General features: G+C 60.2%; 16 protein-coding genes and 1 tRNA gene. 7 read left to right on the forward strand and 10 right to left on the reverse strand.

The annotated features are described in order from the left end of the window. Positions 1-184 precede the first annotated feature (184 nt). Positions 185-1891 carry an FAD-dependent oxidoreductase gene (locus ACQK2G_RS04170; RefSeq protein ID WP_425403764.1) on the reverse strand — a complete coding sequence of 569 codons (1707 nt, stop codon included), beginning with the start codon at positions 1889-1891 and terminating at the stop codon, positions 185-187. A 193-nt stretch (positions 1892-2084) separates the two neighbouring features. On the opposite strand from ACQK2G_RS04170, the gene ACQK2G_RS04175 reads away from it, so the two are divergent. Continuing rightward, entirely contained in the window at positions 2085-2690 is a 606-nt protein-coding gene (locus ACQK2G_RS04175; protein WP_425403765.1) for a DJ-1/PfpI family protein, read from the forward strand. Here the strand turns inward: ACQK2G_RS04175 and ACQK2G_RS04180 are convergent. Then, the gene (locus ACQK2G_RS04180; protein WP_425403766.1) at positions 2680-3432 is read right to left on the reverse strand and encodes an SDR family NAD(P)-dependent oxidoreductase; all 753 of its coding nucleotides are present in this window, start codon (positions 3430-3432) and stop codon (positions 2680-2682) included. The two genes, ACQK2G_RS04175 and ACQK2G_RS04180, sit on opposite strands and share 11 nt — an antisense overlap. Before the next feature lie 401 nt (positions 3433-3833). Here ACQK2G_RS04180 and ACQK2G_RS04185 point away from each other — a divergent pair, with 401 nt between their 5' ends. After that, on the forward strand, positions 3834-6308 hold the full coding sequence (locus ACQK2G_RS04185; RefSeq protein ID WP_425403767.1) for a methyl-accepting chemotaxis protein: 2475 nt from the start codon (positions 3834-3836) through the stop codon (positions 6306-6308). Positions 6309-6320: 12 nt separating this feature from the next. Here ACQK2G_RS04185 and ACQK2G_RS04190 read toward each other — a convergent pair whose 3' ends face one another. The 5 genes from ACQK2G_RS04190 to ACQK2G_RS04210 all read right to left on the reverse strand — a co-directional run bounded on the left by ACQK2G_RS04190 (position 6321) and on the right by ACQK2G_RS04210 (position 10762). Continuing rightward, the gene (locus tag ACQK2G_RS04190; RefSeq protein WP_425403768.1) at positions 6321-6824 is read right to left on the reverse strand and encodes a hypothetical protein; all 504 of its coding nucleotides are present in this window, start codon (positions 6822-6824) and stop codon (positions 6321-6323) included. 307 nt (positions 6825-7131) lie between these two features. Next, positions 7132-7464 (reverse strand): DMT family transporter, encoded by a 333-nt coding sequence (locus tag ACQK2G_RS04195; protein WP_425403769.1) that lies wholly within the window; start codon positions 7462-7464, stop codon positions 7132-7134. Between the two features lie 51 nt (positions 7465-7515). Then, positions 7516-8985, reverse strand: a complete 1470-nt coding sequence (locus tag ACQK2G_RS04200) for a UbiA family prenyltransferase (protein WP_425403770.1) — start codon at positions 8983-8985, stop codon at positions 7516-7518. Next, the gene (locus tag ACQK2G_RS04205) at positions 8985-10247 is read right to left on the reverse strand and encodes an ArnT family glycosyltransferase (protein ID WP_425403771.1); all 1263 of its coding nucleotides are present in this window, start codon (positions 10245-10247) and stop codon (positions 8985-8987) included. Before ACQK2G_RS04205 ends, ACQK2G_RS04200 begins: the two co-directional genes overlap by 1 nt. A gap of 426 nt (positions 10248-10673) precedes the next feature. Continuing rightward, a tRNA-Ser gene (locus tag ACQK2G_RS04210) sits at positions 10674-10762 on the reverse strand. 187 nt (positions 10763-10949) lie between these two features. Between ACQK2G_RS04210 and ACQK2G_RS04215 the strand changes: the two genes are divergently transcribed. The 3 genes from ACQK2G_RS04215 to ACQK2G_RS04225 all read left to right on the forward strand — a co-directional run bounded on the left by ACQK2G_RS04215 (position 10950) and on the right by ACQK2G_RS04225 (position 15380). Next, entirely contained in the window at positions 10950-11378 is a 429-nt protein-coding gene (locus ACQK2G_RS04215; protein ID WP_425403772.1) for a SufE family protein, read from the forward strand. A gap of 220 nt (positions 11379-11598) precedes the next feature. Beyond that, positions 11599-13788 carry a methyl-accepting chemotaxis protein gene (locus tag ACQK2G_RS04220; RefSeq protein WP_425403773.1) on the forward strand — a complete coding sequence of 730 codons (2190 nt, stop codon included), beginning with the start codon at positions 11599-11601 and terminating at the stop codon, positions 13786-13788. Positions 13789-14006: 218 nt separating this feature from the next. Then, positions 14007-15380 carry an FAD-binding oxidoreductase gene (locus ACQK2G_RS04225; RefSeq protein WP_425407610.1) on the forward strand — a complete coding sequence of 458 codons (1374 nt, stop codon included), beginning with the start codon at positions 14007-14009 and terminating at the stop codon, positions 15378-15380. A 31-nt stretch (positions 15381-15411) separates the two neighbouring features. On the opposite strand, the gene ACQK2G_RS04230 is transcribed toward ACQK2G_RS04225, so the two are convergent. Continuing rightward, positions 15412-15630 (reverse strand): DUF4169 family protein, encoded by a 219-nt coding sequence (locus tag ACQK2G_RS04230; RefSeq protein ID WP_425403774.1) that lies wholly within the window; start codon positions 15628-15630, stop codon positions 15412-15414. A 144-nt stretch (positions 15631-15774) separates the two neighbouring features. Between ACQK2G_RS04230 and ACQK2G_RS04235 the strand changes: the two genes are divergently transcribed. Further along, positions 15775-18597: an AsmA family protein gene (locus tag ACQK2G_RS04235; RefSeq protein WP_425403775.1), complete on the forward strand. Its 2823-nt coding sequence runs from the start codon at positions 15775-15777 to the stop codon at positions 18595-18597. Positions 18598-18684: 87 nt separating this feature from the next. On the opposite strand, the gene ACQK2G_RS04240 is transcribed toward ACQK2G_RS04235, so the two are convergent. Together ACQK2G_RS04240 and ACQK2G_RS04245 are read right to left on the reverse strand one after the other, a co-directional pair. Next, the gene (locus tag ACQK2G_RS04240; RefSeq protein WP_425403776.1) at positions 18685-18960 is read right to left on the reverse strand and encodes a ribbon-helix-helix domain-containing protein; all 276 of its coding nucleotides are present in this window, start codon (positions 18958-18960) and stop codon (positions 18685-18687) included. Between the two features lie 207 nt (positions 18961-19167). Continuing rightward, complete coding sequence (locus tag ACQK2G_RS04245) at positions 19168-19842, reverse strand: alpha/beta fold hydrolase (RefSeq protein WP_425403777.1); 675 nt, start codon at positions 19840-19842, stop codon at positions 19168-19170. 205 nt (positions 19843-20047) lie between these two features. On the opposite strand from ACQK2G_RS04245, the gene ACQK2G_RS04250 reads away from it, so the two are divergent. Beyond that, positions 20048-21172 carry a chemotaxis protein CheW gene (locus ACQK2G_RS04250; RefSeq protein ID WP_425403778.1) on the forward strand — a complete coding sequence of 375 codons (1125 nt, stop codon included), beginning with the start codon at positions 20048-20050 and terminating at the stop codon, positions 21170-21172. Positions 21173-21356: the final 184 nt, after the last annotated feature.

The following is a 21356-nucleotide window of genomic DNA, read 5'->3' on the forward strand; positions in this document are numbered from 1 at the left end:
ATGTCTGAGTTGTTCGGATTTTTTGGCTATCCGCATTTTTTGGAGCCTGTTTCCATCGCGGCCGGCCCTGGGTCGAAAGTGTAAGTGGCGGTCACGCACGCTGTCAATTTAGTGAACGTGGATTCACCGGGAACATCACTTTTGTCCGAAGTGCCAAATGTTCGGACATTATCGGGCACTTCCCTTATTCGTTCGCGCCGGACATGTGGCGTGCCGCGATATAGCCGAAAGTCACGGCCGGGCCGAGGGTGATCCCGCCGCCCGGATAATTGCCGCCCATAATGCTGGCGGCATCGTTCCCGGCGGCATAGAGACCGGGGATCGGCCGGCCGCCCTGGTCCAGGACCTGGGCGTTTTCATTGCAGCGCAGTCCCGCATAGGTGCCCAGATCCCCCATCACCAGTTTCACCGCGTAATACGGCCCGGTCTCGATCGGCGCGACGCAGGGATTGGGTTTGTGTTCAGGGTCGCCCAGCGACCGGTTGTAGGCCGTGCTGCCACGGCCGAATTCCGGGTCTTCGCCCTTGCGGGCGGGACCGTTGAAGGCCTCGACCGTCTTGGTCAGTTGCGCCGGATCGGCGCCGATCTGCGCGGCCAGCTCCGCCACTGTCTTGCCGCGGAACAGGTAACCTTTCTTGATGTGGTGCTCGTAGGGCACAGGGGCGGGTTTTACGAAGCCCAACCCGTATTTCCGCAAGGTGCGATGATCGCAGATGAAAAAGGCGCAAATCTCGCCACCTTCTTCGCCGCATCGTTTCGTCATCGACTGGCCGAAATCGTGATAGCTGTTGGCTTCGTTGCAGAAACGGCGGCCGGACCGCGTGACGGCGATGACGCCGGGTTTGGAGCGGTCGACGAAATGCGGGAATGTCCCCAATGTGCCGTCCGGGCGGACCGGCCGCGAGATTGGCACCCAGGCGGCCGAATTCGGCAAAGTGTCGTCGACGGTCGCGCCGATTTCCTCGCCAAGCCGCAATCCGTCGCCGGTATTGCCGGGGGGGGCGGGGGAGGCATGTTCGTGACCGCTTCGGGCATGCGGGAAGAGTTCCTTGCGACGCACCGGATCCTGCGGAAAGCCGCCGGCGGCAAGCACGACACCCTTCGCGGCGCGAACTTCCACGGTTCCCGTTACGGTATGGACGACGGCGCCGGCGATCCGGCCCTTGTCGTCTTTCACCAATTGGCGGACCGGCGCGCGCGTCCAGATCTCACCGCCCTTGTCAAAAAGCGACTTGGCCAGCCGCGCAACCAACGCGTTGCCGTTCATCAGGCGCATGGACCGGCCGTGGAACAGCAGGTCGCGGCCGAACTTCAAAAGCAGCTTGGCGACGAAGAAGGCCGAGATGGGCGATCGGGTAACGTTGAAGAAGTGCAGTAGTTCCTTGCCGGTGCCGATCATCATGCCGACGAAGGTGATTTCGGCCAGCGGCGGGCGCAGCCGCTTGATCTCCGGTCCCAGTTCACGGCCGTCGAACGGCCGTGCGACGATAGAACGGCCCGCATCCATGCCGCCCGGCGCGGTTGGATGATAATCCGCGAAAGTGGGGCCCAGATCGAACTGCAGGCTGGTCTTCTGTTCGAAGAAATCGACCGCCTTGGGCCCCGCCTCCAGAAACGCCTGTACGCGCGCCTCGTCGTAATGATCGCCGGTCTCGTGTTTCAGATAGGTGGTCGCCTTCTCGACGCTGTCATCGATGCCGGCGCGTTTTGCCGGGGCGTTGCACGGGATCCACATCCAGCCGCCGGACCGGGCCGAGGTGCCGCCGAAGACGGGTTCCTTTTCGACGACCAGAACCTTCAGCCCGCGATGCGCCGCACTGACCGCGGACGCCAAGCCGCCCGCGCCGGACCCGACAACAAGAACATCGCAGTCATAGGATTTGGCTGCCATTACCGATTCCACCCCCGAATTTTTGCGCCTAGTCCGGAAAGCCGGACCGGGTCATGCCTTTGTTGACCGCAGTGCAGCACGGGGACAATGCGGCTTGCAAGACGGCCTCGATGCGGATCCAGGGGACCGGCAGGGCCGGGCTTGCCGCCTGTCCGCGGCGCCGCCATTCTGCAGGCGGCGGAAAACCGGGGGTATGGGGATGATGACGGTCGGCTTGGTGATATTCGATGGCTTCACGGATATAGATCTTTTCCTGCATTGGGACCTATTGAACCGGCCTGTCACCATGTTCCCGGATCTCGTGCCGGGCGGGTGGTCGGTGAAGATACTCGGTACCGCGTCGATGCATGTTTCCGCCGCCGGTCTGGAAACGAAGACGCATGGGCTGATCGGGGAGGCGCGTGGCTGCGACGCGGTCATCCATGTCAGCGGGCCAATGACGCGGAAACTGATGAAGGATACCGAATATCTTGAGACGCTCGCGCTCGACCCGGCCCGGCAACTGGTCGGGTCGCAATGTTCGGGCGCCCTGATCCTGGCGGCGAGTGGTTTCCTGACCGGGCGGACGGCGACCACCTACCCGACCGCGGTCGGTCATCTGCGGGACTTTGGCGCGGTGCCGGTCGAGGAGCCCTTCGTGCTGCATGACGGCGACAACATCGCCACCGCGGCCGGTTGTCTCGCCGGCGTTGACCTGTCCCGCTGGATACTGACACGCCTGATCGACGCCGAGGCTGCGGACAGATGTATCGCTTCCGCCAGCGCGATCGGCGAAGGCCTGAATTTTCCTAAACCGTAAGATATCCTCCATCCACCGGCAGCAGCGCGCCGGTAACGTAGCTGGCGGCGTCGGAGGCGAGGAAGAGGATCGGGCCGACCAGTTCTTCCGGTTCGCCGACGCGCCCCATCGGCGTATGGGCCAGAAACTTTGCGATGGCTTCCGGATTGTCGCGGGTCGCCTGGGTCATCGGTGTCGCGATCACACCGGGCAGCAGGGCGTTCACCCGCACACCCTTCGGCGCCAATTCGCTGGCCAGGGCCTTTGTGAACTGCGCCACCGCGCCCTTGCTGGCCGCATAGGCGGTCAGGCCCGGCCCGGTGGTGAAGGACATGATCGATCCCAGATTGACCACGCTGCCCTTGGTTCCGATCAACTGGTCCAGATAGGCGCGGGCCATGAATCGAGTGCCGTCGACATTGACCGCAAAGGTCTTTGCCCAGGCATCGGGATGGTCCGCCTCATCGATCGGGGTTCGATGGATGACGCCCGCATTGTTGACCAGCAATTTGGCGGGGCCGAGGGCTTGCTCGGTCGCTGCGGCGAAATCTTGGGCGGCGGACGGATCGGTCACGTCCAGGCGGCGGGCGAAGGCCTTGCCGCCGGTGCTTCCTATTTCCTCGGCCACAGCGGCCACTGCCTCACCATTTATGTCCGCCAGTGCGACGGCGGCGCCCGCTTTCGCCAGGCCGCGGGCGATGGCGGCGCCATTACCCTGACCCGCCCCGGTGACCACGGCCACTGACGATCCGATTCCGAACATGTTTCCCCCTGTGTGAATTGGCTTGTTGTTGTTTGGCTTGGTTGCGTTCGGCTTACCGCAATTCGGCAGTTCCATGTGATCGCGGCGCGCCTTCATTCGCATCCCAACCTTAGTCAGGGCGTCGCCCGGTGTCAGGCCGTTCCGGGGGAAAGGGCATCGTGACGCCGCGATCCCTAACGAGTTGAAGAAACCGGCGCCGGAGCCGTCAAAAAGCAGCCGATCCAGGGCCACACATGGCATAATACCCGCAAAGAACACTTAGTTAATTTACGATATGTTAGGATGTGAAGCATAGAATAATGGCTGCACTTTGGCTGGCAGATGCTGTGGCCGAGGAAAAGCAGGTGGGGGTTCAATCCGGCACACCGAAAAACGGGGTCGGGTGGTGAGGAGGAAATACTATGTTTGGTCGATTTTCTGGATTGAACCGGATAAAGGGCCGGTTGTTCGTTGCTTTTGGTGCCGTCACGGTCCTGACCGTTGCCGCGGGCGCGGTCGCGCTGAAAGGGTTCGACACGGTGGAAGGCAGCTTTTCCTCGGTTACGGGGAAATCCGTCCCGACGATGGAGGCCGCGCTGGAATTGGCGCGGGAGAGCGCTGAACTGTCCGCCGCGGCGCCCAGCATGTCTACCGCGGCCACGATCCAGGAAAGCGACAATATTCAAGCCGACCTGAAAACGCGGCTGTCTGCGATCAGAGACCTGATCGCGACCATTGAGACCTTGTCGGGCGAGGGTGCCGGCCAAAACGATCTGTCCGCTCTTGTGGCACGGTTCGACACGGCCATCACGACTTTGCATGATGAAGTGAATGCCGGGCTTCTGGCGGCGACAAAGCTGAATAACGCGACGCTTGGTGTCGCGCAGGTTCATAGTGCCTTGCTGGAGAAGATCGCCCCGGTATTGTCCGGCGCGCAAAGTGAGGTTGGTAAAGGCTCGGCCGGGCTCAGCCTCGGCGGTGTTCAAGCCGTCAACAAATTGACCGGCGAGGACCTGCCGCGGTTGACCGCGCTCTACGAACTGCAGGCAGGCCTGGCACAGGTGATCGCACTCGTCGCTACAGGGGGCCCGGCGTCCGCGCTTGCCGCAGCAACGGACGCAATGACGGCTTCGACCGACAAGCTTACCAAGAAGGTGGATTATCCGGACCTGGTCGCCGCAGTGGGCGATTTCGTCACTGTTGCCGGAACGGGGAACCTGGTCGCGCTGCTCGATCGCGAAGAGCCGTTGCGCGCGAAGATCGAGGAGCACCGGGCCGCGGTCGCCAAGGAACTTGCGGATGCCATGCAGCAATTCATGATCGACAACTCCGTGCGCGGTTCCACGCTGGTGAATACGCTGGTGAAGGAAGTCGGCACGATGTTGAAGATCGAGGCGAATGCAAACCGTGCCGCCGGATTGCTGACGACCGTGGCGAATGTGAACGAAGCCGCACAGATTGCGGATCTGGAGGAGGCGGTTCTGCTCGCCATCCGTCAAACCCTGTTCGAAATTGGGGAGATGCAGAACAAGGAGGTTGCCCAGGAACTGAAGACCATCGCGGAAACCTTCACGGGATTGGCGGAAGGGCCGGACGGGATCATCCAACTCCGTCAATCCTATCTTGCCGCAAAGGAGAGGGCTGCCTCGGCGCTGGATGAAGCGCGCGCCGTTTCCACATCCTTGTCGTCTTCCGTGGACGGGATCGTTCAGGGTGCCAAGGACGAGGTTCATGACGGCAACGAAGCCATTGCGGCGGCCTTCGCGAACAGCAAGCAATTGCTGACCGTCATCGTCGCCGTCAGTGTCGTAGCGGTGCTGGCGATTGCCTGGCTTTATGTCGGGCGCAATGTCGGCCGCAGATTGGATGCGCTGACGAATGCGACGCGCGCGGTCGCGGATGGCGATCTCGATACCGAGATAAACTTCACCGGCAAGGACGAGATCGCCGAAATGGGCCAGGCCTTGCTGATATTCAAGGATGGGTTGGCCAATGCCCGCCTCGCCGATGAACGCGCCGCGCAGGAACGGGAGGAAGCCGAGCGGTTGCGAAAGGTCGAGATGAACAAGATGGCGGATGAGTTCGACACGGGCGTCGGTGGGGTCGTGCGTGCTCTGGCCGCGGCATCTTCCAATCTGCAGGTCGCCTCTGAGAAGATGTCCGGCGCCGCGGAAAATACCAGCCAGCAATCGGCGATCGTCGCGTCGGCGGCGCAGGATGCGTCGAACAACGTGAACACGGTGCGCTCCGCCTCGGAAGAACTGACCGCTTCGATCCTGGAAATCAGTCAACAGGTCCAGCAATCCTCGCAGATTGCCGCGCAAGCCGTTCAGGATGCGGGTGAGACAGACAACAGGATTCAAAATCTTGCTCGGGCGGCCGACAAGATCGGTGAGGTCGTCGCCATGATTACAGATATTGCGGAACAGACGAACCTGCTTGCGTTGAACGCCACGATCGAGGCGGCGCGCGCCGGCGAGGCGGGCAAAGGCTTTGCTGTCGTCGCGAACGAAGTGAAGAGCCTCGCGACCCAGACCGCCAAGGCGACCGAGGAGATCAGCGGACAGGTCCAGAGCATACAACTGGCGACAAGGGACTCGGTTCAGGCGATCCAGAAGATCAGCCAAACGATCGGCAAGATCGATGCGATCGGCTCGACCATCGCGGCGGCGATCGAGGAGCAGGGGGCCGCGACGCAGGAGATTTCCCGCAACGTCGACGAGGCGGCGCAAGGGACGAGCCAGGTCTCGGCAAGCATCGATAACGTGACGGAAGCGGCGGCGGAGACCGGCGAGGCGGCGGACCAGATCCGGACCTCGTCCCGGGAACTGTCGGAACAGTCCGATGTGTTGCGGGCTGAAATGAACAAGTTCCTGCAGCAGGTGCGGTCGGAGTGACCGTCGACTCGGCTATCGAAGCTTGTCGAGTGTTTCCAGGTGCAGGACCGTTAGAAAATGCGTGACCCTGTCCCCGTCCTCCGACAATGGCAGGCATAGGAAGGCATGTTGCAGGAACAGGCGGCCGCGCCAATAGGCAGGCCCCTGACAGGTGCCATAGCGGCGCTCGTCGGCCATTTCCTGATAGAAGGCGAGGTCGATATCTTCCTGAATCCCCTCGGCGCCACTTCGCATCGTTTGCCCGGTCAGGTCCTTGCCGTAGACATGCGCGGCCCCACCGCCGCAGATGCGGTACAGCAGATCGAAGGGCTCGGTCTTGACCTCGTACAGGATCAGGTTCGCGTGCCAGCCGACGAATTCACCAAAATCGAAATCACGCCACGCGGGCAGATGCGGCATATCACACTTGGCGCGCCAAAGATCGAAGACCGGGCCCGCCGTTCCAAGCTCGGCGGCATCTTCCCCCAGAGGGTAAGTCCGATAGACCCAGCCCTTTTTTCCTTCCCTCTCGCGCAAGTGGTTGCAATCCGTTTTTTCGTTTTCAGCATCAAAGCCGATGGTTCGAACTGAACATATCCTGCTTTTCCGGGAAGGTAAGGGGTATAGGTTTGTTCGAATAGCCGACTGATTGAATTTTACGCAGGACGAAAAGTGTTAGATCTAACAGTTGGGGTCTATGGCGAAAAAAAATCCTTCATGATGGAGCCAGGCTTGACCAGGACTTTGTCGACCTCTCGGCTTGCTGCTGGTAAAGGCCAAAATTCGGTTCTTGATTTAGGAGAAAGCACCCAAAGATGTCTGCCAACATTGCCAGGTAAGGAAATCAATTGGAGAAACGCAGCATGACGACGCCGATAATAATGAAAAGAATGGCTGTTGCCTTGAAGAGCGTGAAACTCTCACCAAGGGCCAGCGCCCCGCCCAAAGCGACCCCTACCATGGCAAGGCCCGTGACCGCTGGATAGGCGACGGAAAGCGGAATGCCCTTCAACGCATAGAGATAGCACCCCAACAGCACCATGGCCAATGTAACGCCAAGCCACATCCACGGTTCCAGGGCCAGACGCAGAAACCCAGTGATACCCTTATCTATCGGCTGCGCCGTTACAGCATGTTTGAAAGCGATGTTTGAAAAGGCATTTGCAACTACTGCCACAAGAAGAGCTATCCAGTGCATGATCCGTATCCTTCAACGTTGCATTGTCCACTAAGCATGCAGACCGACCCCATACAGAATTCCGGACAGCGCAAAGATGTACCAAGAGATCCGATCTTTTGCCGTATAGACGATCGGATCGTCATGCATTTTGTTTCGGAAAGCGGCCAGCCAAAGCCGACACTGCCAAAGCAATATGAGGGGGGTAACCAGCCACAAGGCGATCTGATTGGAGTAAGTGGCCGAAAACGCGTTCGACTCCAGCCAAATCGCAAACACGATCGCAGAGGCAAAGCCGCTGGACAGCCCCATTTGCATTTGAATGAGCGACTCGCCTTCGTGATAGCCCCTACGGCTCTTCTCCGATGCGTGACCCAAAGCTTCGGTCTCGTGATATCGCTTCAGGAATGCAAGGGAGAGGAACAACAGCCCCGAAAAACTCAGAAGCCATATCGATGGAAGGACACCCGTTGCAACTCCTCCGCCCAATACGCGAACGGAGTACAAGCAGGCTAGTGTAAACACGTCGACCAATGGCTGTGTTTTCAGGTAGATAGAGTACAAACTCGTCAAGACCGCATACGCCATCAGGACACCGGTGAGTGCCGGGCCGGCGATCAACGATAGGCCAATACTTGCGAGGAAAAGAGCCGGGGCGAGGATGAAGCCGATTTGGATCGGTAAAGCGCCCGAGGCAAATGGTCGTAGCCGTTTTCGTGGATGTTTCCTATCGGTTTCGAGATCCAGCATATCGTTCAGAATATAGACGCCGGAGGCCATCAGGCTGAAAGACATGAAGGCGATAATACCCGTTAGCCATAGACCCAGATCATCGATCCTGCCCGCCGCCAACATAGGCACAAAAACGAGTATGTTCTTGACCCATTGATAGATCCGCATCTCCTTAAAAATCGCGAGCACCTTGTTGTCGGTGTCGGGAAATTCGACCTCTGTTTCTGCGGAGCTGATTTTTCGCAACTTGTCGGTTTTGCCGACCAGGATGGCGCCTCCTGATTTTTGCCAGACAGCTGCATCCGCTTTTGAGTCGCCCGCATAGACGAACCCTCCAGCACCAAATTCCTGGCTTAGCCTGTCGGCTTTCGCCGACCCCTTCAGATTGGTCTTTGCATCTGTCGCGAAGACCGCGTCGAAAATGCCGAGGTGATCGGCGACAATGTGTGCGACCTCCTGATGGCTCGCTGTGGCAAGCACCACGGAGCGCCCGTTTTCCTTGGCACGCCGGGCATAGTCCACAAGGTCGTCCCGATAGGGCAGCGAGGCTGGGTCGATTTCCGCATGTTTTGCGATTTTATCCTTCAAGGCAGCCTTGGATGCGAAAAGAGACGTCGCAAGTGCGTTGAAGAGTTCAACGGGTTTCCTTCGAAGGAGGTCCAACGCTTGTTCGTAAAGAAGATCAGAACGGATTAGGGTTCCATCCAAATCCAGAACAAGCGGAAGTGCGCGTCCGTCGTGACCGGTTATTGCGGACTCAATTCGGTCGGCTTCCTTGTTTGAGGGCACTAGGCGTCTCCCTTTACTCGCACTTTCATCAGTTGGGCAAAGGCCAGCCCGGCGCAGGCAGCTATGAAAGGGATTGCCGGGAAATGGTAGCGATCCTGTATGACGATGATCGCATGGACCGCTGTGACATACACGATCATCAGAACCGTGGGATGCGCGGCGAACCAGGCACCATCACGCTTGAACCCGAGAACGATGCCGAGAAGGCCAAGCGCGAGGGCGCCGAGGTAATAGATTTGCGAGATGACCTTAGCGGCAAGTATGGCGGTATCGCCGCCGATTGCCTCGAGACTCTTTTGGTTCCAGAGAACGCCGATCGTTTCCCTTTCGTACAGGCGGACAGCTTTGACCGCTGTTCTGGTCACGAATTCGACGGGTTCGGACTTGATGTATTCCGTCGCCCTTGCTTTGAGCACGGCCTCGCGAGTGACTTCGTCGAGCTTCTTGGTGTCATCCGGCAAAGGCTGGTACTCGCCGCTGGTCTCAGGGTTGTTTCCCATCCAGAAATTCGTGCCGCCATTGGTGGATAGAAAAACGAACTGTCCGAACAACTCAGTGTTTCGATAACTCCAGGGGGCCACGGTCAGGACAATCAAGGTCATGGACAGCACCGTATAGCCGACGGTTGCCCGCCAAGGCATGCCACGTATCAGCCATACCAATGCGAACCCGAACGGGACCAATAGGGCAATCGGCTTGATGTAGGTCGCAAGCCCCAAAAATAGAGAGGCGAGCACCACGGAATGGATGCTGGGTTTGCGGGACTCAACGACCCAGAGGGCGGCCAGCAGGGCGGCGTTGAAAAGGATCTCGCTGGCCAGCACGGTCGTAAACATGACTTGGGCGGGCCAGAAAGCCATCAGGAATGCTGTGAACACACCGGCGGTCGTACCGAACCATTTTGCCGCCAATAATCCGGAAAAAAAGACACAGGCCATACCGGCGAACAGGTTGAGGAACACGATGGGGACGTATGAATCGGTTCCAAAAAACCGATAGAAAGCGCCGTAGACGGCAGATGTGCCCACGGCCCAATAGGCACTCGGCGTGTCCGGGGTCCACCCGTACACTCCATGTTCGGCTAGGTTCCTGGCGAAAGTGTCGTACGCGAAACTGTCCGAAACCGGATCAACCGGTATCAGCACGGCCCAGATCAATCGCGCCAATAATGCTGCCAATATTGCCAGCCAGAATAGTCGGGACCATCGGGATCGGTCAGTCTCATGGTCAAATACAGCAAATAGATTTTGCAATAAAAGCACCACTATTGTTTGAAATTATCGCGTGAAGATTACAAATTATCTAGAAAAGTGTTTGCCTACAAGTAGCTGGAGGCAGAAAAAGCGGCAGGCTTCGGCCATTTGCCTGCCTCGTATTTCAGCCCCTTACCATGACGTCATGAAGGTAGGTTTTCTGCGTTACAGAATGACGAATATGTCTGACGGCCGTGTCATTCGAAGAAGTCGTGCTTTCGCCAGGATTACGCCGCTGACGAAAGGCGCCGCGGCGATCAAGACGGTTTGACCGCCCGTTTGTCATCGAGTTGGTGCGGGCAACTGCCGAACCGGTACGGCATTTCGTGTCCCCAAATGGACAAACCGCATGGATGAACAGCACAAATGGCGCTGCGTCCAAATTACCGACAGGGGCGGGCCGTACAGCGTGTATTCCTTGGGTGTTCAGGAAAATGGCGGAGAGACCGGGACTCGAACCCGGGGACCGCTTTAACACGGTCACGGATTAGCAATCCGCTGCATTACCACTCTGCCATCTCTCCATGCCATGACACCGACCGCAGGGTTGGGCGGGGTGTCGAGCGGTAAGCCGCGTGCTTAAGGGCGCAGGCAGGTGATGTCAATCGGATTTCGGGGCGCTTTCCCGCTGAATCGAACGGCGGGGTTGATAAGTGCCGGTCGGGCTTCTATGTCCCTGGCCCGACGCATAGGCGGAAGGCGGATTCGAGCATGACCATGACCGTGGACGAACTTGTCGAGAGTTTCGAGTTCTTCGATGACTGGGAGGAGCGCTATGCCTATGTCATCGACCTGGGCAAGAAACTGCCGCCGATGCCCGAGGCCGAGATGGTCGAGGAAAACAAGGTGCGTGGCTGTATGAGCCAGGTCTGGCTGGTTTGTGAGAAGGATGACGGCGCCGACCCGCCGGTGCTCCGTTTCCGCGCCAATTCCGACGCCTTCATCGTGAAGGGACTGATCGCTATCCTGCTTGAACTCTATGACGGTCAGACGCCGGATTATATCCTGGAAACCGACGCCATCGACGTCATGGGCCGGATCGGTCTGGACCAGCATTTGAGCCCGAACCGCCGGAACGGTTTGGTCGCGATGGTGGACCGGATCAAGAAGATCGCGGCGGCCGCCGCCTCGGCAAAATAGACGGCATTTTATACGAATTTACAGCATCTTGCGCCGCCGCCCTGGCCTCGGGGCGCGTCTGGGCATGTGTATGTTTGGTTGTTTCCGTTTCGTTAACCAATGCTGTCTAGCGTACCCCCACAACCGGTGCGATTGCATCAGGATCAATCAATGTCGGTTCCGAGAATGAGGCGCCCTGAACGGTGCCGAAATGAGCCGGAACAATTCCTAGGGGGGAACGATGTCCGACGAACAATTGGTTCACGCGACCGAAGATGAAAGCGAACAGGCCGGAAAAGCGAAGGGCCAACGCAAAGGCCTCGGCATAGCCGCGAAACTGATGGGGGCCTTCGCCGTCTGTACCATGTTGACGGTGCTGGTATCCGGACTGGCATGGTTCAACGTGGGCCGGATCGGTGGTTTGTTCGAGCAGACGGTCAGCGAGAGCGTGCCGAAAATCGTCAACTCCGCGGAATTGGGGGTGGTTGCCAACCGAATCGCAGCCGGCATGCCCGATTTGGCCTTCGCGGGTGACGACAACACGCGGCAACAGGCCCTGGAGAAATTGCAATCGGGTATCGCGGCGCTGCAGGATGGCGCCGGGTCGATCGGGGCGACGGAGCTTGAAAAGAGCATCAGCGATCTGCGCGATCTGGTCGCGGCGATGGACGCGGCTGTCCGCGCGCGTTTCGAGGTCGAAGCCCGGATCGCGGAAAAGATGACGACTGTCGGTGAAACCGCCGAGAAGGGGCTCGCCATCATCCCGCCGCTGGTCACGAAAGCGAATATCGATGTCATCTCGGTCTCGGACGCCATGTTCGACATGGCCGACGAAAAGGGCGCGGACGCCGATATCGAGGAAATCATCGAAGCGGGCCAGACCTTGATCGTACAGCGGGTTCAGCCGCTGCGGGCATCGCTCGATCTTCAGGCAAGTCTGACGCAATCGGTCAGCGTTCTGAACCGGGTCGTCAACGAGACGACGGAAGAGGCCGTACATGCAAGCGACGGCGAGTATCTGGCGGTTCTGGGCAAATTGACCTCCGTGCTGGTCAAATTCGATGACAGCCGGCAGGCGCCGGTCCTGAAGGAAGTTCTGGATTCACTCATTGCGCTCGGCAGCACAGAGAACGGCCTTTTGACCGCGGTACGGGAAAAGATCGCGCTGGAAGCGCAGGCGGTCGAACTTCTGGCCAACAAGGATCTGGTGGTGCAAGGCCTTCTCACCCAGGCAGACGCCATTCTGACTTCGGCGCGGAGCAGTGCCGCGGAGGATGCCCAGACGGCGATCGGAACCGTCGAGGAAACCAAGCTGCTGAGCATTGCGCTTGGCGTCGTAGCGGTGGTCGTGGCCGCGGCAATTGCCTGGTTCTTCGTGCATGCCAATCTGGTGCGCCGCCTGACCGCGATGGTCGCGTCGATGCGCGAAATCGCGGATGGCAATCTGGACGCGGATATTCCCACCGGCGGCACCGATGAAATCGGTACGATCGGCGAGACGCTTGAGATTTTCCGTGAAAATTCCCGCGAAGTTCAGCGCGCCTCCGAACAGCGCCAGATCGACCGCGATCGCGCCGCGGCGGAACGGAAACAGGCCATGGACAGCCTGGCCGACAATTTCGAACAGACGGTCAGCGGTATCGTCCAGCGTGTTGGAGAGATGTCCTCCATCGTCCGCGGCGCGGCGGAGTCGATGAATGCGACCGCGGGCACGTCGAAGGAGGAATCGACGGAAGCGGCCGGATTGTCGGGCCGAATGAATGAAACCATGCAGACCGTATCCTCCGCGACGGAAGAGATGGCCGCGTCCATCGGCGAGATCAGCCAGCAGGTCAGCAAGTCGGTTGAAATCGCCGGCCGCGCCGTTGCCGAGGTCACCAGCACCGACCGGCAGATCTCGGATCTCTCGAAGGCGGCCGATGAAATCGGCAGCATCCTGGGGATCATCTCCGATATTGCGGAGCAGACGAACCTGCTTGCCCTGAATGCCACGATCGAAGCCGCGCGCGCCGGTGATGCGGGCAAGGGATTCGCGGTGGTGGCGAACGAGGTCAAGAGCCTGGCGAGTCAGACCGTCAAGGCCACCGACCAGATCGCGCAGCAGATCGCGAGCATGCAGGCCTCGACAAAGGGGGCGGTGCAGGCCGTGTCCGGGATCGGAGAAATCGTCAGCGAGATCGACAGCATTTCCAGCGCGATCGCCGGCGCTGTCGAGGAGCAGGGGGCGGTGACGCAGGAAATCGCCCGCAGCGTGTCGGAAAGTTTCCAATCCTCAACCCAGATGGCCGAAAGCGTGAACCGTGTCGCCAATGCGTCGGATCAGGCCGGGCAGCAGGCCGGACAGCTCCTGGAGAATGCGGCTGAAATGACCGAACTCTCCGGGTCTCTGAGCCAGGAAATCGATCGTTTCGTATCCAGCGTCAGGGCCTGATCGGGTCGCGGTTTAGCGCCAGGATGCGTGGGTTTGCCGGCTGGCGCCGGCAGGCCCGCGCGCTTGGCGTTTTCACATGCCCGCTTCGCGCTATATGATAGTCGGCAACAATTGATCGACGGGCGGCGTTGCGTCTGCCTTCACCTAGCGATGGAGAAATGGTCATGGCGACCGAAGTGGCGGGAACCCCGCGGCATGCTGCGAACGAAGCGCGGAAAATGAACCTCGAACCCGTTGTGGCCAAGCTCAAGCGCCTGTTCGGCGATCGCGCCACCACGGCGGAAGCGGTCCGGGATCACCACGGGCACGGTGAAGGTTATTTCCCCACCCGTGCGCCGGACATGGTGATCTTCCCGCACACGACCGAGGAAGTCTCCGACGCCGTGAAGGTATGCGCCCTTCACAACGTACCGATCATTCCCTTCGGCACGGGGACATCGCTTGAAGGCCATGTCGCCGCGGTGGAAGGCGGCGTCTGCATCGACCTGTCGCAAATGAATTCGGTGCTGGAGGTCAATTCGGAAGATCTGGATTGCCGGGTTCAGGCCGGCGTGACCCGCAAGCAATTGAACGAATATCTTCGCGATACCGGTCTGTTTTTTCCGATCGATCCGGGCGCGGATGCGTCGATCGGCGGCATGGCGTCGACCCGCGCCTCGGGCACCAATGCGGTGCGTTACGGGACGATGCGGGAAAACGTGCTGGGCCTGACCGTCGTCACGGCGGACGGACGCATCATCAAGACCGGCGGCCGGGCGCGGAAGTCCTCCGCCGGCTATGACCTGACCCGTATCTTCGTCGGGGCGGAGGGCACGCTCGGCATCATCACCGAAATCCAGCTGCGCCTCTACGGCATTCCGGAAGCGATCACCAGCGCCGTCTGCCAGTATCCGGACATGGAATCGGCGGTGAATACCGTGATCATGACGATCCAGATGGGAATCCCGGTGGCGCGGATCGAGTTTCTGGACGATGTCCAGATGCAGGCCTGCATCGATTATTCAAAACTGGAAGGCTACGAAGCCAAGCCGACGCTGTTTTTCGAGTTTCACGGAACAGAAGCCGGTGCCGCGGAACAGGCTGAGCAGGTAAAGGCGATCTCCGACGATTTCGGCGGCAATGCGTTCCAATGGACGGCCAAAGCCGAAGATCGGACGCATCTGTGGCAGGCACGGCATGATGCCTATTATGCGGCCCTGGCCCTGGCGCCCGGCAAGAAGGGTATTGCAACGGATGCCTGCGTGCCGATTTCCCGCCTTGCCGAAGCGATCCTGGATACGAAGAAGGACATTGAGGAATCGGGACTAGTCGCGCCGATCGTCGGTCACGTGGGGGACGGCAATTTCCATCTGGTCCTGCTTTACGAAGAGGGGGACGCCGAGGAACTGGGCCGCTGCAAGGCGCTGATCGAACGGATGAACCACCGGGCGATCGCCATGGGCGGCACCTGTACCGGGGAACACGGTATCGGCATGGGCAAGAAGCATTTCCTGGTCGCGGAACACGGTGATGCGGTCAGCTATATGCGCCAGGTCAAGAAGGCCTTCGATCCCGACAACATCATGAATCCGGGCAAGATGGTCAGCATCTAGAACGGCCGAGCCATCCGTCGGTCCTGGCACCCTAAAGGGTGTCGGTCGAACCTTCGGTGGGGGCATCGGTTGCGGGATCGTCCCGCTTCTTGCCTTCCAGATCGCGTTCGTCGCGCAACCGTTGCGTGGCGGCGCGGTCCTTTTCCACCTTCGACAGGCCGAATAGAACGCGATTCTCGTCGGCCTGTTTTTCCCGCTCCTCGCGTGCCTTGCGCTTTCGGTGATTGCGCAGGTTCACTACTGTTCCCATGGCTGGGCCTGTGCCTCTCACGGTTCTTTTATGGCAATCGGACATGGTTTAGAGCATGTTCCGGCGGTTGAGAACCGTTTGTATCATGGATGAAACACGGTTCGCTGGCGCATACGCGGAATTGAAGGAACGGGTTGGGCAGGTATGAAGTGGCTGGGTATCGGCGCAGGATTGGTTCTGGCTTGTATTGTCGGTACGGCGGTCCTTTTGCCCCGCGTGATCGATTGGCAGTCCTACCGGCCTGAAATCGCCGCCCTGGCGGAAGAAGCGATTGGCAGGCCCGTCTTGATCGACGGGAATATCCGGGCCGAGCTGTTCCCGACCCCACAACTGACCGCCGGGGGCATTCGTGTCCTCACCCAGGACGGGTCATCCGATCTGGCTGCCGTCCGCTGGGCGGAGGCCCGGTTCAAGTTTTCGGATCTGCTGCGCGGCGACGTCACGTTGACCAGCCTGGCCCTGGTCGAACCGGTCGTCACCCTCTCCGCCGGTCTTATCCAACAACTGCAAACCGCCCCGACCGATGCCGGCGTGCCAGAGGCAAGGGGCGCTTCCCTCACCGGCGGGGACCGTCGGGAAGCGCGCCTTGTGGAGATCCGAAACGGGACGATCCGATTTGCGGAAGCCGATGAAACCGCGTTCCGGGTCGAAGGCGTTACAGGGCGTGTAGAAACAACGCCCGTCGGTCGGCGTATTCTGGTCTCTTTGACAGGGCGTTACCGCCAGCGGGATCTCGACCTCGACATGCGGGTAGCTCCGCCGCAGGAAGGCGAGGGCGCACCCATCACCCTGACCCTGACAGACAAGGCCGATAAGGGCGTTCTGCGGCTTGGCGGCGAATGGCGGGTCGTTTCCGGCGCCGTCTCGGCGAATGGTGATTTTGCCGCGCAGGGGCCGAATCTTGCGGCGATATCCGCCTTCATGCCCATGCCGCTGCCGCCGGAAATCGCGGCGATAGGCAGTGCGTTCCGGGTGGATGGGCAATTCGACGTCGACGGCGCCGCGTCATCGCTTCAGTTGACCGGTATCTCGGCGAATACGGATCGTTTGAGTGCGAGCGGCCAGGCATCGGCCCTGTGGACGGGGCGGCCGAAGGTCGATCTTGCTTTGCGTGTCGGCCGCCTTGACCTGGACGGTTTAAAAGCAGCGGCGCCGGAGGTAGGCGGGACGGCGACCACCCCCGCGGGGGAAACGTCGGCGGCGCCCGGCCTGCCGATCACCCAGGCCGAAGGGCAGGACCTGATGGCGTGGATCGGCGGTTTACCGGCGGATGTCGCGTTGGATCTTTCCGTCGCCGGGGCTCGGTTCCGGGATACGGTGGTACGACGGATCACGGTGCGCGGCACCGTTGATCGAGGCACCGTCACGCTGGAGGAGTTGAGTGCGCAGCTTCCCGGCGGCACGGACCTGTCGATCGCGGGGTTCGGGGATATGACCGGACCTGAGCCGTTGTTGGAAGGGAACGCAACCCTGCGGGCGGATGACCTGCGCCGGTTCCTCAACTGGGCCGGGCTGCCGGTGCCTGACGTTTCCGCTGACCGGTTGCGCCGGTTCTCGATGGTCAGCGGCATCAGCCTGCGCCCGCGCCGCTTGGACATCATCGATGCGTCAGTCGAATTCGATGGGGTGACCGCGACCGCCGCCGCGGCGGTCGCGCTGCGCCGGCGCATGGGGCTCGGCATCCGGATGACGCTCGATCACATAAATCTGGACGCTTACCGCCCGGTCTACATCTCACCCGTTCCCGATCCGTCATCCGAACAGCGTGGCACGCAGGCCTCTGCCGGGACGTCCGGGGGAAGTGACGCGGGCACGGGCATCGAAGGCGATAGTAACGGCGATATCGCCGATCTATGGTCTCGCTTCGATGCCTCCCTCGATCTCCGCATTGGGCGGGCGGTCGGCTATGGCGTTCCCTTCAACGATGTCGCCGGAAACCTCGTCCTGAAAGACGGGGTGCTAACCGTCAACGAAATGACATTCCGGGATGCCGGGGGTGTTTCGGGGCAGGTCGGCGGACAATTCTCCCTGGATGGGGACAGGGACGCGACGGTCTTCGCCTTTGAAGGAAAAACCGAAGATCTGGGACGGCTATCTGCCCTGCTCGAGGGGCCGGACTTCCTGTCGGCCCTGCTGCGGTCCATGGGTCCCACGGTGCTGAAGGCATCCTATCAGCCCGCTTTGGGTGGGCCGCCACTGGTGTTGCAGTCGCTCGGGACGGAGGGCGGTTTCTCCTTCGGGGCGGCCTTGATGCAGGGGGAGGCGGGGGAGCCGGCCGTGGATCTGGTCACCGGCGAGATCGAGGCCTATGGCATCGCGCTGACCGGATTGGCCGGGCGGATGGTCTTCCCTGCCGGCGATTATCAGGTGGAGAAGCTTTCTGGCACTTTGAACGGAGGCACCCTTAATGTGAGCGGCGGTTTGCGTCGGCGCGAGGATGGCCTGCTGCAGTTGCTGGTGACCGGGGCACTGGACGATATGGTCGTCGATCGGCAATTGGCGGATCTTGACGGACCGATCGCGTTGGGCGGCAAGGTTTCTGTCCGCGGGCAGGCGGAGGCGACGGGAAGCGATTGGCGAGCGATGGCGGCACTCAACAGCGGGTGGTTCGATCTCGACGGCTCGGTTTCGTTGGATATCGGGCCGTCCCGTTCCAACATCGTCAAGGTGCGGCAGGTCAGCGATGTCCGCGCGGCCTTGCGTGACCAGTTTTCATCGCCGGCGTCTCTGCAAGGCACCCTGGCGCTGGAAAACGGTGTTCTTCAGTCGCGGGATATCGCCCTTAGAGGAAACAAAGGCGGTGTGCTCGGATTAACCGGTCGACTGGGGTTGGGCGACCTTCAACTATCGGCGGAACTTGTCCTGCGAAAGGGGCGGGACGCGCCGCAATTCGCGCGGCTAATCGCGGAAGGGCCGGCCAGAACCCCTAATTTGAGGCTGGAAGGCGCCGGCCCTTCCGTTGAATAGATGTATAAAATCTTGCACTGAAACAGGGCGTCGGTGAACCGGCGCCGAAAATCGCCGGACCGGCCGAAGCCCAGCCCGGCAAGCGAATCAAGCGACCAGCGAGGCGGTCAAGACGTAGGTGCGAATGGCGCTGGACAGATTACCCGTACGCTTGCCGTCGATTTCGGAAACCAGTTGATTGACCGAAAGACTGCGATTGGCTGCCAAGTCGCGCAGCTTTTCCCAGAAGATGTTCTCCAGGGAAACACTGGTCCGGTGACCGGCGATCACGACGGAACGCTTTTTGATTTCTGACGGGTCAGCGGAGGTGTCCGCGGAAACAGTGTCTTCGACAGGCGCAAATTCTTGAACAATACCGTGCATAGTCTTCTTCCAATTCCAGTTAATAAGAAACCAAACCGCGAGGCTTCCGACGAGTGACTCCGAAAGGTTGGCGTCAGGTGACTCGCGTTAACTTGTTGGCACCGTTGTACCGCTGATTAGTTAACGAATGGTGAGTGAAGTTACATTTTCGTTGCCGGGAATCGGCACTCCGAACCTTCTATGTCAACCATTGTTAACAAAACGTTGTTATTGTGACTGGTGCAGTCCCGTCGTCATGAAGTCGCGCATTACGGCAACCGTTGCGTCCAGGTTTTCTTCCTTGGTGATTCCTGACCGCACACGCGGTGCAAGGTCGTGATTCCCATCCGGAAGCCAGCGCAGGAGAACATGGGGAGGGAGGTCGTAGTTTTCAATCTCGGCCCTGGTGCCGAACGGATCGCGGTCGCCCTGACAGATCAGAACGGGGCAGGCGATGTCGGGAAAATGATCGATACGGGTCTTTTCCGGCTTGCCGGGCGGGTGGAAGGGATAGCCCAGGCATATCACGGCCCGGAACAGGTTCGCATTCCCGTTTTGCGCGGCCAGCAGTGTCGCCATTCGGCCGCCCATAGATTTGCCCCCTATATATAGGGACGCGTCCGGCCCCGTATTTTCGCGCACCTGGTCGACGACGTGCCGGAAATGTTCCAGCAGAACCGGTTGTCTGTCGGGCGGGCGTTTTTTGCCGGTCTGTCGGCGACCTGCCATATAGGGAAACTCGAACCTGATGCAGCGAATGCCCGCTGCGGCGATCCCATCGGCGATTGCCTCCATGAAGGGTGAGTCCATGGGCGCGCCCGCTCCATGGGCAAGGATCAGCACCTCTTTACTTTTCTTGCTGCCGGTCTCGAGCAGTTCTATGGGAACGGTCTGCGCTGCCAATTGGTGCCTCTTCGCCTTGGTTTTCGGTCGCTGTTTGTCGCGGAAATGCGCATAAGATAGACTTCCACGCCTCGTAAATGCTCCGTTAACCTTTGTCTGCGTAAATAATCAAGATACCAACGGGGTATATCGGATCACTTTCGGTCCGCCGCAGCGTAAAACGATACGGCGGTTACCGCAGACAAGTACGAAGCGAGGGATTGTAATGTCCAATTTGGTTGTCGCAGAAAGCACCGAATTGACCATGATCGATGAAGAACAACTGGTCACCATGATGGTCGACGATCAGCTGTTCGGCATTCCGATCTTGAAGGTTCAAGACATTGTCGAGCCCTCCCAAATTACACCGGTGCCGTGCGCGCCCAGCGCGATCGCGGGCGTTCTGAACCTGCGCGGCCGTATCGTCACGGTCATCGATCTGCGCGAACTGCTCGGCGCCAAGGAAGATGAGGCGCGCCGGCAGATGAGCGTGACCATCGAACACAAGGGCGATCTGTACACGCTGCTGGTGGATTCTATCGGTGATGTGCGTTCCCTGCCGAAACGCGATTTCGACAAACCGCCCGCGACCCTGGACGAGAATATGCGGCGGCTGTGCTCCGGCGTGTTCCGGTTGGAAGACAATCTGCTGGTCGTGCTGGATGTAAGTCGGATCCTGGACGAAGAAACGATCATGAAGACGCCGCGGCGGACCCGTCGGCGCCGGACGATCAAGACCGGATCGGACGGCAAGAAAAGCGCCGGCTCCGAAGAAGATGCCCCGGCCGCTGCGGACGACAAGTCCGACGCATCGGCGGGCAAGGATGGAAAGAGCGGCGTAACCGCGGCCCGCAAATCCGCACCGGCGAACGATAGCGCCGCCGGCAAGACAGCGCCGAAACCCGCCGCTGCCGCACCCAAGCCTGCTGCCCCCAAATCCGCGCCGCCGAAAGCCGCGGCACCGAAACCGGCCGCCAAGGACGGCGGCGGTCTGGTCGGCCGTCTCGGGGGTCAGTCCAAGGTCGAATCCTATGCGGATGCCCTGTTCAAGCTCGTCATGTCCGACCCGGTGCTAAGCCACTTCGCGGAGGGACAGGACACTGGCGCGATCGGCGCTGCCTTCAAGTCCTTTGCCGTGGCGGCGACCGGCGGAAAGTCCTCCGGCAGCCTGGAGGAATTGAAAGCGGTTCTCCACGTCCTGGTCCGGGAAGAAGGGCTGGACGACGACCATTTCATCGCCGTTGCCAAACATGCGAACGAAGTGTTGTCCAAGGACCGTGCATCGCCTGAAGCCGTGCATGGCGTCCTGGAACTGATCGACGGTCTGCGAAACGAAATCGTCGTCCATTAATTGGTATGTCGGATCGTCGATCGCACGTTCCCCCGTGCTTCGGCGTCCTTCCCGAATGTCCGATGCCCGAGCCGGTTGCGCCATGGTTAGGTGCAGCATGTTACGGGTGGTTTTGACGGTGATGATGATGCATCAGGGCTTGCGAAGCCGCTGATTGCATCGTTGTCCGCTGGAAGGTTCCGAC

The organism is Hwanghaeella sp. (genome assembly GCF_965227365.1).
In the GTDB taxonomy this organism is placed as follows: domain Bacteria; phylum Pseudomonadota; class Alphaproteobacteria; order UBA8366; family Aestuariispiraceae; genus Hwanghaeella.

What these genes read in the sequence shown, in the direction of transcription:
- ACQK2G_RS04170 (WP_425403764.1), bottom strand. Translation starts at nt 1,891, where the DNA reads ATGGCAGCCAAATCCTATGACTGCGATGTTCTTGTTGTCGGGTCCGGC.
- ACQK2G_RS04175 (WP_425403765.1), top strand. Translation starts at nt 2,085, where the DNA reads ATGGGGATGATGACGGTCGGCTTGGTGATATTCGATGGCTTCACGGAT.
- ACQK2G_RS04180 (WP_425403766.1), bottom strand. Translation starts at nt 3,432, where the DNA reads ATGTTCGGAATCGGATCGTCAGTGGCCGTGGTCACCGGGGCGGGTCAG.
- ACQK2G_RS04185 (WP_425403767.1), top strand. Translation starts at nt 3,834, where the DNA reads ATGTTTGGTCGATTTTCTGGATTGAACCGGATAAAGGGCCGGTTGTTC.
- ACQK2G_RS04215 (WP_425403772.1), top strand. Translation starts at nt 10,950, where the DNA reads ATGACCATGACCGTGGACGAACTTGTCGAGAGTTTCGAGTTCTTCGAT.
- ACQK2G_RS04220 (WP_425403773.1), top strand. Translation starts at nt 11,599, where the DNA reads ATGTCCGACGAACAATTGGTTCACGCGACCGAAGATGAAAGCGAACAG.
- ACQK2G_RS04225 (WP_425407610.1), top strand. Translation starts at nt 14,007, where the DNA reads ATGAACCTCGAACCCGTTGTGGCCAAGCTCAAGCGCCTGTTCGGCGAT.
- ACQK2G_RS04230 (WP_425403774.1), bottom strand. Translation starts at nt 15,630, where the DNA reads ATGGGAACAGTAGTGAACCTGCGCAATCACCGAAAGCGCAAGGCACGC.
- ACQK2G_RS04235 (WP_425403775.1), top strand. Translation starts at nt 15,775, where the DNA reads ATGAAGTGGCTGGGTATCGGCGCAGGATTGGTTCTGGCTTGTATTGTC.
- ACQK2G_RS04240 (WP_425403776.1), bottom strand. Translation starts at nt 18,960, where the DNA reads ATGCACGGTATTGTTCAAGAATTTGCGCCTGTCGAAGACACTGTTTCC.
- ACQK2G_RS04250 (WP_425403778.1), top strand. Translation starts at nt 20,048, where the DNA reads ATGTCCAATTTGGTTGTCGCAGAAAGCACCGAATTGACCATGATCGAT.